At 59.9% G+C, this 13,811-nt stretch carries 15 protein-coding genes and 1 pseudogene; 1 reads left to right on the top strand and 15 read right to left on the bottom strand.

Annotated features, from left to right (window positions below):
- Positions 1-81: 81 nt before the first annotated feature.
- From BN1130_RS04920 to BN1130_RS04945, 6 genes and pseudogenes are all read right to left on the bottom strand, one after another.
- Positions 82-558 (bottom strand): peroxiredoxin, encoded by a 477-nt coding sequence (locus tag BN1130_RS04920; RefSeq protein ID WP_042040674.1) that lies wholly within the window; start codon positions 556-558, stop codon positions 82-84.
- Positions 559-627: 69 nt separating this feature from the next.
- Positions 628-1,119, bottom strand: a pseudogene (gene yfcD, locus BN1130_RS04925) (NUDIX hydrolase YfcD); the annotation flags it as partial.
- A 160-nt stretch (positions 1,120-1,279) separates the two neighbouring features.
- A complete protein-coding gene (locus tag BN1130_RS04930; RefSeq protein WP_042040678.1) occupies positions 1,280-2,023 on the bottom strand; it encodes an amino acid ABC transporter ATP-binding protein in 744 nt (247 codons plus the stop codon).
- Between the two features lie 12 nt (positions 2,024-2,035).
- Entirely contained in the window at positions 2,036-3,130 is a 1,095-nt protein-coding gene (locus tag BN1130_RS04935; protein WP_042040680.1) for an amino acid ABC transporter permease, read from the bottom strand.
- A gap of 78 nt (positions 3,131-3,208) precedes the next feature.
- Positions 3,209-4,396, bottom strand: coding sequence for an amino acid ABC transporter permease (locus tag BN1130_RS04940; protein WP_042040681.1), 1,188 nt, complete (start codon positions 4,394-4,396; stop codon positions 3,209-3,211).
- 69 nt (positions 4,397-4,465) lie between these two features.
- Entirely contained in the window at positions 4,466-5,485 is a 1,020-nt protein-coding gene (locus tag BN1130_RS04945) for an amino acid ABC transporter substrate-binding protein (protein ID WP_042040683.1), read from the bottom strand.
- Between the two features lie 375 nt (positions 5,486-5,860).
- Here BN1130_RS04945 and BN1130_RS04950 point away from each other — a divergent pair, with 375 nt between their 5' ends.
- Entirely contained in the window at positions 5,861-6,076 is a 216-nt protein-coding gene (locus BN1130_RS04950; RefSeq protein WP_042040684.1) for a DUF1107 family protein, read from the top strand.
- A 54-nt stretch (positions 6,077-6,130) separates the two neighbouring features.
- Here the strand turns inward: BN1130_RS04950 and BN1130_RS04955 are convergent, their stop codons facing one another.
- The 9 genes from BN1130_RS04955 to BN1130_RS04995 form a co-directional block, all read right to left on the bottom strand.
- On the bottom strand, positions 6,131-6,436 hold the full coding sequence (locus tag BN1130_RS04955) for a DUF2845 domain-containing protein (protein ID WP_157013906.1): 306 nt from the start codon (positions 6,434-6,436) through the stop codon (positions 6,131-6,133).
- Positions 6,433-7,446 (bottom strand): ABC transporter permease, encoded by a 1,014-nt coding sequence (locus tag BN1130_RS04960; RefSeq protein ID WP_042040686.1) that lies wholly within the window; start codon positions 7,444-7,446, stop codon positions 6,433-6,435. The genes BN1130_RS04955 and BN1130_RS04960 overlap by 4 nt, the downstream gene beginning before the upstream one ends.
- Positions 7,447-7,492: 46 nt before the next feature.
- On the bottom strand, positions 7,493-8,374 hold the full coding sequence (locus BN1130_RS04965; protein ID WP_042040687.1) for an ABC transporter ATP-binding protein: 882 nt from the start codon (positions 8,372-8,374) through the stop codon (positions 7,493-7,495).
- Positions 8,375-8,497: 123 nt separating this feature from the next.
- On the bottom strand, positions 8,498-9,109 hold the full coding sequence (gene bamJ, locus BN1130_RS04970; protein WP_042040688.1) for a BamJ family beta-barrel-assembly machinery protein: 612 nt from the start codon (positions 9,107-9,109) through the stop codon (positions 8,498-8,500).
- Positions 9,110-9,487: 378 nt separating this feature from the next.
- Positions 9,488-10,213 carry a copper homeostasis protein CutC gene (locus BN1130_RS04975; RefSeq protein WP_042040689.1) on the bottom strand — a complete coding sequence of 242 codons (726 nt, stop codon included), beginning with the start codon at positions 10,211-10,213 and terminating at the stop codon, positions 9,488-9,490.
- Between the two features lie 43 nt (positions 10,214-10,256).
- Entirely contained in the window at positions 10,257-11,159 is a 903-nt protein-coding gene (locus BN1130_RS04980) for an ROK family protein (protein WP_042040690.1), read from the bottom strand.
- A 105-nt stretch (positions 11,160-11,264) separates the two neighbouring features.
- Positions 11,265-11,771, bottom strand: coding sequence for a GNAT family N-acetyltransferase (locus BN1130_RS04985; protein WP_042040691.1), 507 nt, complete (start codon positions 11,769-11,771; stop codon positions 11,265-11,267).
- A complete protein-coding gene (locus tag BN1130_RS04990) occupies positions 11,771-12,577 on the bottom strand; it encodes a M48 family metallopeptidase (protein WP_042040692.1) in 807 nt (268 codons plus the stop codon). The genes BN1130_RS04985 and BN1130_RS04990 overlap by 1 nt, the downstream gene beginning before the upstream one ends.
- Before the next feature lie 147 nt (positions 12,578-12,724).
- Positions 12,725-13,699 (bottom strand): PstS family phosphate ABC transporter substrate-binding protein, encoded by a 975-nt coding sequence (locus tag BN1130_RS04995; protein WP_042040693.1) that lies wholly within the window; start codon positions 13,697-13,699, stop codon positions 12,725-12,727.
- Positions 13,700-13,811: the final 112 nt, after the last annotated feature.

Below are 13,811 nucleotides of genomic sequence, written 5' to 3' on the forward strand. Positions count from 1 at the left end.
GGGACACGGGCCCAAGAGGCCCGTCGGCGCCAGTGTAACCGAGGGATATCGCTTTTCAAGGGCTAACTCAGCCCTGATTAACTATCCCAGCAGTGCGAGCAAGGAGTCGGCATCGGAGACTTCGAACTTGCCGGGTGCCTCTATGTTCAGCGCAGTGACCAGGCCATCTTCGGCTATCAGGGCAAAACGCTGAGCACGCACACCACCGAAGGCTCCCGTCTCTTTCTCCAGCCCCAGGGCCCGGGTCCAACTGGCATCGCCATCGGCCAACATGGTGATGGCCTGCGCGTTCTGTGCCTCGCCCCAGGCCTTCATCACGAAGGCATCGTTGACCGAGAGGCAATAGATGGCATCGACCCCCTTGGCGCTGAACTCATCCGCCTTGACCACATAACCGGGCAGATGCGCATTGGAACAGGTCGGTGTGAAGGCGCCGGGCACGGCGAACAGCACCACCTTCTTGCCGGCGAACAGCGCCTGGGTATTCAGCGTCTGTTTGCCTTCGGTGGTAAGGAGGGTGAACTCACCCGCGGGCAGGGATTGGCCAACTGAGATCATGAAGAGTCTTCCTGACGGTAAATGATGAGGAGCAGTTTACCCCAGATGAAGGCCCCGTGCAGGGGTCCGTTATGCGCCGCCTCTGGCCTGCCAATGGGCGAGGGCTATCAGGGAATCCGGGGTAAACTCGGCGGCCCGGTTGGCGATCTCCGCCAGACTCATCCAGTGGACGGCGCTCACCTCCTCGGCCTGCAACTGCAATGGCCCCTGATAGCGGCAACTGTAGAGATAACCCCACACCTTGTAGTTGCTGCCCTCGGCCAGGAAGCTGCCATGTTCACTCAGCGGTATATCCATGATGCCAAGCTCTTCTCCCAGCTCGCGCAGGGCGCTGGCAAGGGGCACCTCGCCCACCGTCATCACGCCACCGGCGCAGGCGTCCAGCATGCCGGGGCAAAAATCCTTGCCGAGGGTTCGACGCTGCACCAGCACCTGACCCTCCTCCCCCAGCACCAGTATGTAGCTGGCGCGATGACGGAGGTTTTCACGGCGCACCCGTGCCCGATCGGCCACCTCAATGACATTATCCTGGTCATCGACCACCTCGACCCATTCCATGCTGCTCTCCTGAGCCGTTCTGTTGCTGACGCCGCAGTATACATGGAGAAAAACCTTGCCGGATCAGCCACTAGGGGATTTTCTCGGCCAGCCTTCCCCGTCGTTTGTCGGGTAAAAGAGAGGGCACCCACAGGTGCCCTCTCGATGAGCGGTCCGCGCTCGCTCAGTTATGCAGGATCTGGGAGAGAAACAACTTGGTGCGTTCGGACTGGGGGTTGTCGAAGAACTGCCCAGGCTCGTTCTCCTCGATGATCTGGCCTCTGTCCATGAAGATGACCCTGTCCGCCACCTGCTTGGCAAAGCCCATCTCGTGGGTGACGCAGAGCATGGTCATGCCTTCATTCGCCAACTCCACCATGACATCGAGCACCTCCCGTACCATCTCGGGGTCCAGTGCCGAGGTCGGTTCATCGAACAGCATCACCTGAGGATTCATGCAAAGACTTCTGGCGATGGCGACACGCTGCTGCTGACCACCGGAGAGCTGACCCGGATACTTGAGCGCCTGCTCGGGGATCCGCACCCGTTCGAGAAAGCCCATGGCGATCTGCTCCGCCTCCCGCCTCGGCAACTGCTTGACCCAGATGGGTGCCAGGCTGCAATTTTCCAGCACCGTCAAATGCGGGAACAGGTTGAAGTGCTGGAATACCATGCCCACTTCACGGCGCACCGTCTCTATGTTCTTGAGATCCGAGGTGAGCGCCATCCCCTTGACCAGGATGTCGCCGCGTTGATGCTCCTCCAGCCGATTGATGCAGCGGATCATGGTGGACTTGCCGGAGCCCGATGGCCCGCAGATGACGATCTTCTCCCCCTTGCCGACACTCAGATTGATGTTGCGCAGCACATGAAAGTCGCCATACCACTTGTTGACGTCCTTGAGTTCGACCACATAGTTACTTTCCATAATCAACAGCTCCTAACGCTTGTGGCCCGTGTGCAGCTTGCGCTCCAGATAGATGGAATAACGGGACATGCCAAAACAGAACATCCAGAAGATCAGTGCGATAAACACATAGGCTTCGGTGGAATACCCGAGCCAGTCGGGATCCGCCAAGGCCACCTTGGAGATGGCCAGCAGATCGAACAGCCCGATGATCAACACCAGACTGGTGTCCTTGAACAGGGAGATAAAGGTGTTCACCAGTGAGGGGATGGTTATCTTGAGCGCCTGGGGCATGATGATGAGCCCCATCACCTTCCAGTAGGAGAGCCCCAGCGCATCCCCCGCCTCATACTGCCCCTTGGGGATCGCCTGCAAACCACCGCGCACCACTTCGGCCACATAGGCCGACTGGAACATGATGATGCCGATGAGCGCCCGCAGCAGCTTGTCGAACTCCACCTCCCCCGCCACGAACAGGGGCAGCATGACCGAGGCCATGAACAGCACTGTGATAAGCGGAACAGCGCGCCAGAACTCGATATAGACGGTGGAAAGGCTGCTGATGATCGGCATGTGGGAGCGACGCCCGAGGGCCAGCAAGATGCCAAACGGCAGGGCCACTGCGATGCCCACCACCGCCAGTACCAGGGTCAACATCAGGCCGCCCCAGAGATTGGTATCCACAGTCCTCAGCCCAAAGCCGCCGTGCAGCAACCCATAGGCGATACAGGGAAACACCAGCAGGGTGAAGAGTGCCAGCCACCCCTTATAGGGCGTCTTGGGCCAGATCAGCAGCGCCAGCAACGCCGCCAGCCCGGCGAAGACGATATTGACCCGCCAGCGCTGATCCCCTGGGTAAAAGCCATAGATGTATTGACCAAAACGGCTCTCGATAAACAACCAGCAGGCCCCTTCCTGACTACAATCCGCTCGGCTACTGCCCGTCCAGGTCGCGGAGATAAAAGCCCAGTCAATCAGGTGCCAGAGCGCCGGCAGCAGAAAATAGGCCAGCGCCAGGGTCACCAGGCTGTTCCACCAATTGGGAAACAGATTGGCCCTGAGCCAGGCGGGTACGCCACGCCTGTTGTCAGGCGCAGGCTGCGCCTCTTGCATGTCAGTGACGAACATAGCTCCCCCTTATCATGATGCTTTCACCGCAGAGGCGGCACCGAAGACCCGCTGGGCATTGACTGCCATCTGATCTCCTCATCGCTCCACCAGCGCCATCTTGCGGTTATAAATATTCATCAGGACAGAGGTACTGATACTGATGACGAGATAGACCCCCATGGTCATGGCAATCACCTCGATGGCCTGGCCCGTCTGATTGAGGGTGGTCCCCATGAACACGGAGACCAGATCCGGATAACCGATGGCCGTCGCCAGGGAGGAGTTCTTGGTCAAGTTGAGATACTGGCTGGTCAGCGGCGGTATGATGACCCGCATCGCCTGGGGAACGATGACCAGTTGCAGGGTGCGGGGCGTGGAGAGCCCCAGGGCAGAGGCGGCTTCCGTCTGACCATGGCTGACCGCCAGTATGCCGGAGCGCACTATCTCGGCGATGAAGGCCGCCGTATAGATGGTCAGCGCCAGCAGCAGGGCCACCAGCTCGGGCAAGACGGTCAGGCCACCGCGGAAATTGAAGCCTTGCAACGTCGGCAGGCTCCAGGCAAGCGGACTGCCCACCAGCCAGAAGGTCGCCAGTGGCAGCAAGATGATGAGGCCAAGGGTGCTGAGCCACACCGGGAATATCTTGCCGGTCAACTCCTGGCGGCGCTTGGCCCAGCGCCGCACTCCCCAGCTCAGGACAAGGGCCAGCAGCAGGGCACCGATCACATAGCCGAACCCCTCCTCAAACAGAGGCTTGGGCAGATAGAAGCCCCGCACATTCAAAAAGGCCAGCTCCCCCAGATTCACACTCTCGCGGGGTGATGGCAGGGTGCGCAGCACCGAGAAATACCAGAAGAAAATCTGCAGCAGCAGGGGGATGTTGCGAAAGGTCTCGATATAGACGGTGGCAATGCGCGATACCAGCCAGTTCTTTGACAGCCGCGCCACGCCGATCACAAAGCCGAGCAGGGTCGCCAAGATGATACCCAGTACAGAGACCAGCAAGGTATTGAGCAGACCCACCACGAAGGTTCGGCCGAAACTATAGGTCTCATCGTAGGGGATCAGGCTCTGCAATATGCCAAAGCCGGCGGTATTGCCGAGAAACCCGAAGCCGGTGGTAATGCCACGAGCCTCCAGGTTGGTCAGGGCATTGTTGATGATGTAGAACAGAAAACCGAGGACTGCCGCGATGGCTAGGCACTGGAAGATCAGCGCCCTCACCTTCGCGTCATACCACCAGCGGCCCTGTTCTTTCCTCTGGTCGTGCGGTTGTGACGCCATAGGGATTTACTCCGACAAAGCCAAAGCAAGAGGGAAAGCGGGGGGCTTGCGCCCCCCTAACCAACATATCTAGCGAATGGGGGGGGCGTACATCAGGCCACCCTGGTTCCACAAGGCATTGATGCCGCGATCGATCTTGAGGGGAGAACCGGCGCCGACGTTGCGATCGAACATCTCGCCGTAGTTGCCGACCTGCTTGATGATGTTGTAGGCCCACTTGTCATCGAGGCCAAGAATGCCACCCTTGGGATCTTCGAGGCCAAGCAGGCGACGCACATCCGGGTTGGTCGACTTGAGCATCTCGTCCACGTTGCTACTGGTGACCCCGGCCTCTTCGGCATTGAGCAGGGCAAACATGCTCCAGCGCACCACCTTGAACCAGGGTTCATCACCCTGACGCACCACTGGCCCCAGCGGCTCCTTGGAGATAACCTCCGGCAACACTATGGCGTTTTCCGGCTTAGAGAGTTTGATCTTGAGGGAGTAGAGCTGAGATTGATCCGAGGTCAACACATCGCAGCGACCGGCCTCGAAGCCCTTCACGGTCTGATCCGAGGTGTCAAACACCACAGGGGTATATTTCATGCCGCCGTTGGCACGGAAGTAATCGGCCAGGTTGAGTTCCGTGGTCGTACCGGACTGGATACAGACGGCGGCGCCATCAAGCTCCTTGGCACTTTTTACCCCCAGGGCTTTGGAGACCATGAAGCCCTGGCCATCGTAATAGTTGACCCCGGCGAAGGTGAGACCAAGGGAGGCATCCCGCGTCATGGTCCAGGTGGTATTGCGCGACAAGATATCAACCTCCCCCGATTGCAGTGCGGTGAAGCGCTCCTTGGCGGTCAGGGAGACATATTTGACCTTGGTTGCATCCCCCAGCACGGCAGCGGCGACGGCGCGGCAGACATCGACATCCAATCCGGTCCAGGTGCCCTTGGCATCCGGGTTGGAGAAACCGGGCAGGCCATCGCCAACCCCACATTGCACAAAACCCTTCTTCTTGACGGCATCCAGGGTGCCTTCGGCCCAGACATTGGCGGCTGTCAACGACAACACAACCAGCACACCCATCTTATGTAGCTGTTTCATATCACTCTTCCCTGTGGTTCAACTCGAATGTACATCACCGCAGCCTGCCGATGACGATCTCCCTGCCTTCACTTTTTTTGCAGCTTATCCAGCGCCAAAAAAGCCTGTCAATCGGTGCAAACCGGCGCGAAATTGGTGCAGCAGCACAAAGCACCTATATGTCCCGATATACACCTTATGAATAAAAAATAGACCCATATCGACCAAATAGCATACTGACAATGCCAGCGCCGACCGTGCAGATCTTTTTTGCAGCTATTTTGTCATGCCCCAGAAGAGGGCAGCCTTTCATATTACAACTGACTCATATGGTTCATATTTCTGTCATGACGCCCCCTCATAGTGAGCCCTGTCCAAACAAGAAGGTATGCTCTGATGAAGGTGTTCAAAGGCTTGTCTCCCCGCCAGATGGCGCGTTACGTGAAGAGTTTTCACCGTGGCAGTTTCATGGTCGAGGAGATGGGGAAATTTGAATTTACTCGGGGCGAGATCATTCTGGAGAACCTGAATTGCAACAAGACCCTGGGTCTGGCAACCCGGGTTAACCGTGTGCTTCGTGGTCTGCGTCAGGGCAACCCGCTGTTGGGATAACTTCCGCGAGTCTTATTGGTCCTTTGCTTCCATATTCTTTTTTCGGCCCGCCGGTCATTGACCGCGCGGGCCGTCTTCTATTTCCGTGATGACACCGTTCTCGACGGTGACAAACTGCATGAACTGATTGCTGCCGAAGTTATAAGTCCAACGCTCTGCGTACTTGACCGTCATGCGAGCACCGAAGCCATTCTCCTCATAGCGGGTCAAATCCTCCCTGAGCATGGGTTGGCCACAACGCACCAGCAGAATGGCCGTACTGTCCCCCTCGGTCAGCAGGTCACGTTTGCAGCGTAAGGTCCCGGCCGTCACGGGAAGCGCCAGGACACAGAGCAAGAGCAGCGAAAGCGGATATCTCATTTGGCGTTCCATCTGAACAGAGCGGCCCCCAGGGCGACGCAACACAGGGTAAACAGGCTGATCTGGGACAGTGGGCCCGCCACCTCTTGCCAGCCAGCGCCCTCCAGCATCACGGCCCGCGCCGCCGTCACTATCTGGGTCAGTGGCAACAGTGCCGCGACCTCTTGCAGCCAGGCGGGTGAACCTTCCAGCGAAAACCAGACACCGGATAAGAACATCATGGGCAGGCTGATGAGATTGAGCAAACCACTGGCCAACTCTTCATTCTGGATGCGGGCCGCCACCAGAAGACCAAGGGAGGCCATGGCAGCCCCGCCCAGCAGCGTGATGAGCAGCAACAACCAGCCGGAGCCGAGCAGAGGAGTGCCGAGCAGCCAGTGGGCGACCAGGAATACCAACAGGCTCACCACTAGCGTGATGGCTACCCGCGACAGTAGCTGGGCACAGAGAAACTCGGTCGCGGTGAGCGGGGTCGCCCTCAGCCGCTTGAGCACGCCATTTTTGCGATACCGCACAATGACATAGCCAACCCCGAACAGACCGGAGAACATCAGATTCATGCCGATCACCCCCGGCAGCAACCAGTCGCCATAGCGAATGGCCTTGCCCGGCAGAGTATCTCGTACCAAAGGGGTCAGGCTGGCCTGCTTGAGCAGGTATTCCGCCAGGCCCCCACTCTGCGAATCCGGATTGACCCAGTAATTACCCCCTGCCGGATTGAGCAGCAAATCCAGTTGGTGGTGACGCACCTTGAGCTGGGCGGAGGCCAGGTCACCATATTCGATCACCTTGAGCTGGGGGATGGTGTCGAGGGTCTGGTAGGCAGGAGGCAGCGTCCCCACGACACCGAGCTGGAGCAGGGGCTTCTGATTGCCGGAGAAGATGATTGAGAAACCCAGCACCAGCAACAGGGGCACTGCCATGTTCCAGACCAGGGCGGCGCGATCGCGGACAAACTCCAGGTTGCGGGCATAGAAGAGGGCGGCGATGCGCCTCAGGCTGTCTCTCATCGCGGACTCCTTGTCATTTCCCTTACCAGGGCCACGTTGCTGCGGCTCATGCCCCGCTCCTCAGGCTATGGCCGGTCAACTTGAGAAAGAGATCCTCCAGATTGGGGGAGCGGATCTGCATGCCGGTCAGGGGGATCTGCAGCTCGAGCAGGCGCGGCATCAGGGTCGCGACATCGGGACAAGTCAGCTCCATCAACTCTCCCTGTTGAGTGAGCGGCAGCGCCAGCTGCATCAGGGCCGGGTGAGCCGACAGGCGCACCAGCACCCCGTCGAAATGCTGAGCGAGCAGCGCTTGTGGCGTATCCAGACTCAATAAGTGGCCCCTGTCGACGATGGCGATGTGACTGCACAGTTGCTGCGCCTCATCCATGTAGTGGGTGGTCAGCACTATGCTCTTGCCCTGGGCCTTGATGGCCTTGACCCTGTCCCAAAAGTGGTGGCGCGCCTGGGGATCCAGACCCGTCGTGGGCTCATCGAGAAACAGCAGTTCCGGGTCGCCAAGCAGGGCCAGGGCCAGCAGCAGTCGCTGGCGTTGCCCCCCGGAGAGACGGCGGCTGTCTCGGTCGACGAAGTCTTCCAGGGCACAGAGGTTGATTAACAGTTCCAGAGGCAGAGGCTTGGGATAGAGGCGAGAGAAGAGGCGCAGGGTATCGCGCACCGTCAAAAAGTCCTGCAGCGCCGTGTGCTGGAACTGGATGCCGATGCGCGAACGATAGTCGGGGCCTGGCGGTTTGCCATGAAACAGGATCTGGCCGCTATCGGGGGTCAATATGCCCTCAAGCAGCTCTATGCTGGTGGTCTTGCCCGCCCCATTGGGGCCGAGCAGACCGAAACAGCTGCCATTCGGGATGGCAAAGCTCAGCCCATCCACCGCCTTGACGCCAGCGAAATGTTTGACGAGATCGACTACTTCAATGATGGCCGACATGGGTTCCCTCCCCCTTGACTCATTCGACTATAACGAAATCCGTGGATCCCTCCCATCTTCGTCGCCATCGGGCCAAAAACAAACGGCGGCCCGAGGGCCGCCGTTTGCATCGAGCAGACTGGATCACAGGATGTCCAGCAGCTCCACTTCGAATACCAGCGCGGAATAGGGCGCGATGGAACCGGCACCACGGGCGCCGTAAGCCAGATCGTGGGGGATGAACAGCTTCCACTTGGAGCCAACCGGCATCATCTGCAGGGCTTCAACCCAACCGGCGATCACGCCAGTGACCGGGAACTCTGCCGGCTCACCGCGAGCCACTGAGCTGTCAAACACGCCACCATGGGTGAAGGTACCGTGGTAGTGCACGCGCACGGACTGACCGGCAACTGGCACAGCACCATTACCTTCCACCATGACTTCGTACTGCAGACCGGAATCGGTCACCTGAACACCATCACGCTTGGCGTTGTCGGCCAGGAAGAGTTCACCGTCAGCGGCAGCAGCCTTGGCGGCCACTTCCTGTTCGGCTTGCATGCGGCTGGTGATCGCCTGGAAGGCATCATTGATATCATCACGGCTGACCGCGAACTCCAGACCATTGAGGGCATCTGCCAGACCCTGCTGCAGGGCAGGAATATCCAGACCGGCGAAGGATTGCTGAGCCAGTTGATCGCCCATATTGCGGCCTATGCCATAGCTGGCTTTCTGTTCGATAGAGTCGTATTGAGACATTGAGATTCTGCTCCGGGTCCATGTGTCAAAAGAGCGGGAATGATAACAGAATTTTTACCCGGATGCTGCCGCCAAGGCAGAGTGCCAATCTGCTCTGATGACCTTGAGTGGCATCAGGCGGCAAACAGGGCCAGTCCCCATCAGCCTTGACTTGATGTGGTGCGGCGCCACAGGTCCTGATGACACAGAGGATCCGCAACAACGAAAACGGCCAGCAAGGCTGACCGTTCTACTCTGGCAAAGCGACTGGCTTATTGATCAAGCAGAGCCCGCACTGCGGCAACCTTGGCGCCGTCGGTGATATTGACCCGGCCGTCGTCCGAGCTGCCCATGTTGGCCCTGTGACAAAGAGAGGCACCATGCCGTCTCGCCATGACCTCAAGCGAGATCCAGCAGGGCCCGCACTGCGGCAACTTTAGCGCCGTCGGTGATATTGACCCGGCCGTCGTCCGCGGTACCCATGTTCACCCCATGGGGCACCATACCACCGCGCCAACCCATGCCGGACATATGCACCTCAGTCACCCCGGTAAATTCAAGTATGGTGCGCACGTTGTCGGCATTGACCCCGGCCCCCGGCATCAAGCTGGCGCGTCCCGCCAGGGTCTGCGCCATGGCTTGCAGGGTTTCCAGACCCGCCAGGGCGCTCGCTGCATGGCCTGAGCTCAAGATCCGCTCACAACCCGCCGCGACTATGGTCTCCAGATCGGCGCGCCAGTTGGAGCTGAGATCGATGGCGCGGTGGAAGGTTACCCCCAACGGGCCTGCGGCCGCCACCAACTGCTTGAGCTGGGCTGCGGGCACCCGCCCCTGCTCGTCGAGCAGGCCAACCACCACCCCTTGCAGACCCGCGGCACGGGCCGCGGCTATGTCTTGCAGCATCAACTCGAACTCGAGTTCGCTAAAACAGAAATCCCCGGCACGGGGGCGGATCATGGCGTAGACGGGAATGCGCCCATGGCGCGCCGCCTGCTGCATGAAGCCATAGGAGGGGGTAAGTCCCCCAAGCCCGAGGGCCGAGCAGAGCTCGATACGATCGGCCCCCGCATCCTGAGCGGTAAACAGGGACTCAAGGTTATCGATGCAGACTTCGAGATGGGTCATCATGACTCCTCGTGATGGATGAGGTGAGACCCGTCATCGGGTCTCACAGATGGAGCAGCGCTGCGCCACGCACGCCGCCTGCACCGCCGAAGCGGGCCTGGCGTATCTCGGGCAAAGCCACACCGGGCAGCAGATGTCCCGGCAGGCGCAGCGGCAATTGTTCATAGAGGGCGGGCAGGCCACAGAGGCCACCGCCGAGTACCACCACGTCCGGATCCAGCACCGAGAGCGCCGTGGCCAACCCCGCAGCCATGATCTCGAGCCAGCAATCCAGGGTCGCGACCGCATGGGGCTCTCTGGCCTCGAAACGCGATACGATCTGCTGGCCGGAGGCACGCTCGCCGCTCAGGTGCAGGTAGAGACGCTCCAACCCCGTGCCCGATGCATAGGTTTCGAAGCACGCGAGTCGGCCACAACCACAGCGTGGACGAGGCAGGTCGGGGTACTTCATCAAGATGGTGCCGGGCAGCGGATAGTGACCTATCTCCCCCGCCAGCCAGTTGCGGCCCTGTACCAGGCCGCCATTGACATAGACGGCGCCGCCGATGCCGGTACCAATCGTGACTGCCAATGCCGCCTCGGCACCGTCGGCTGCCCCTTGATGCACTTCGGACCAGAGGAAGCAGTTGGCATCGTTATCGACCCGCACCTCGCGATCGAGCCGGGCCCCCAGGTCAGCCCCCAGGTGGCGGCCGTTGATACAGGGCAGATTGGCGGCCACTATGCTCTTGTCGGCGCGGTTGAGGATGCCAGGAAAGCCGATACCGACGGTGCCGCGCACCCCATAACGTGTATCCGCCGCCAGCACCCGATCGAGGATGATCTGCTGCAGCGCCTCGTAATCGTCTCCCGGGGTCGCCAGACGCTCCTCATGACACAGGGTCAAGGCACCGTCATAGACGGCAAACGCCACCTTGGTACCACCTATATCGAAACCGTAATACATGCCCACACTCCCTTGCAGCTGAGAAAACGACTCTGTTCCTGAGCTCGCCATTGTATTAATTCGCAAGAAAAATAAAGTGACCCACCCCGAAAAAACGGCGCCTCGTCACAAATCGCGGGACATTTTTTGCTGCAGGCAGGGTCGGCCCTGCTGGCTCAGGGTGCGCTCGGTGCCATCGAACCGAAAACCGCGGCGCAGGTAGAAGCCTTGCCCCACTTGGTTGCCCGCCAGCAGCCAGAGGCTGACCCGCTCATACCCGGCGCGCCGCATCTGCATGGCGACCGCCTGCCAGAGCCGTTTGCCATGACCACGGCGCCAATGAGCCGGATGCAGATAGAGGGCACGGATATGCGCCTCGGGACCGATGTCGCCCTCCTGATGCTGCCAATAGAGCAGACCCACCACCACGTCCTGGACACAGACCAGCATGGGCCTTGGGTCATGACCCCCGAGCCGCTTGCGCCACAGCTGCAAATGCACGCTCGGGGACAGGTTGTCGAGCAAGTCGGCGCCCAGCACCTCACCATAGGCGGCCAGCCAACTGGCTCGCTGCAACACCGTCATGGCGGCGGCATCCTGCTGGCGGGCCATGCGCAGGGTCACCTCTGGCATTACCTCTTGCACTGGGGAGTCAGACCGGCGGCGCGGGCCTGCTGGTAGAGGGGAGTTGCCGTCGCAAGTTCGGCGCTCAGCTCACTGATGCGGCTCTCATTGCTCGGGTGGGTAGAGAGCAGCGCGGGAGGCGCCTTGCCCCCGGCGGCCTGCGCCATGTTCTGCCAGAGCGGGATAGCCTCGGCCGGGTTAAAACCGGCGCGAGCCATCAGATCCAGCCCCAGTCGATCCGCCTCACTCTCCTGCTCCCGGCCATAAGGCAGGCTCACGCCGACCTGAACGCCCAGCCCGAGCGCCGCCATGGCCGCGCCACTGCCCTGGCTGCTACCCAGGGCCGCATCGGCGACCGCCATGCCAAGACCCGTTAGCTGATCGCGGGAGAGACGCTCGTTGGAGTGCTGAGCCAGCACATGGGTCAACTCGTGACCGATGACGGTGGCGAGCTGATCCTGGTTCTTGGCCACATTGAGCAGGCCGCTATAGACGCCAATCTTGCCACCAGGCAGGGCGAAGGCGTTGACCTGCTTGGAGTCAAACACCACCACTTCCCAACTGGTGATGCCATAGCTGCTCGGCACCTGGGCAGTCACTGCCTTGGCGACGCAGGAGACATAGGCATTGAGCTTGGCATCCTTGCTCACCTTCTCCTGCTGCTTCATCTGGTTAAAGGAGTCGGCCCCGAGTTGGTTCATCTGCTGGGGGGAAAACAGCAACATCTGGCTGCGGCCTGTGGGGGATTGGGCGCAGGCGCCGAGCAGCAGGGTGCTGGCGGCCAGCAGTGTCACTTTGGAGAGGGCAGAGATCATCAACAGGATCCTTGTGGCTGGGAATGTCCTATTTTCGGGAAAGGCGGCGCCGCGCGCAAGTGACTATGCTTGGCCGCCCTGTTTTGCCCCCATAAAAAAACGAGCCCGATTGGGCTCGTTTTTGACATTTTTTATCGGGAAGTGGGATTACATCAGGCCCAGCTTCTTCATGTCCGCTTCGACCACCTTGGCCGGGACAGGCACATAGCCGTCTTTGGCGACGATGGTCTGACCGGCTTTGGAGAGGATGAGTTTGACAAACTCCTGCTCCATCGGGGCCAACGGCTTGTTCGGGTGCTTGTTCACGTACAGATACAGGAAACGTGACAGCGGATACTTGCCGGTGATGGCGTTGTCGGCGCTGGCCTCGACGAAGGTCTTGCCATCCTTGGACAGCGGCACGGCACGCACACCAGAGGTGACATAACCGATACCGGAATAACCTATCCCGTTGAGGGACGCTGACACAGACTGCACCACAGAGGCAGAACCGGGCTGCTCGTTCACGCCGCTCTTGAAGTCGCCATCACAGAGGGCGTGCTCCTTGAAGTAACCGTAGGTACCGGATACCGAGTTGCGACCGAACAGTTGCAAATCCTTGCCTGACCAGTTGCCATCCAGACCCAGATCAGCCCATTGGGTAGCGGCCTTGCTCTCGCCACACTTGAGGGTGCTGGAGAAGACGGCATCGACCTGCTGCATGGTCAGCCCCTTGATGGGGTTGTCCTTGTTGACGAACACGGCCAGGGCATCGACAGCGACGCGAATGGCGGTCGGCTTGTAGCCATAACGCTTCTCGAATGCTTCCTCTTCACCCGACTTCATGGCGCGGCTCATGGGGCCGAACTGGGAAGTGCCTTCGGTCAGGGCGGGGGGCGCTGTGGAGGAACCCGCGGCCTGGATCTGAACGTTGACGTTCGGATAGACGCGTTTAAATTCTTCGGCCCACAGGGTCATCATGTTGGCCAGGGTATCGGAACCCACGGACGACAAGTTGCCGGAGATGCCGCTAACCGGCGCGTATTCAGGCAGATTTTTGTCGACGCCGTAAGCCATTGTGCTGGCAGAGAACACCACTGCAGCAGTCACACCGATAACAGCAGCCAATTTGTTGAGTTTCATCCAATCTCTCCAAAATTACAGAAGGTCCGTTCTTTAAGACGGCGCCAGTATCTGACCTGGCAGTGACAAATTTATGTCTTGTTCATGACGCTTTGATGACAAACCACCAGAT

The sequence above is a fragment of the Aeromonas rivuli genome, assembly GCF_000820045.1.
GTDB classification, from domain to species: Bacteria; Pseudomonadota; Gammaproteobacteria; order Enterobacterales; family Aeromonadaceae; genus Aeromonas; species Aeromonas rivuli.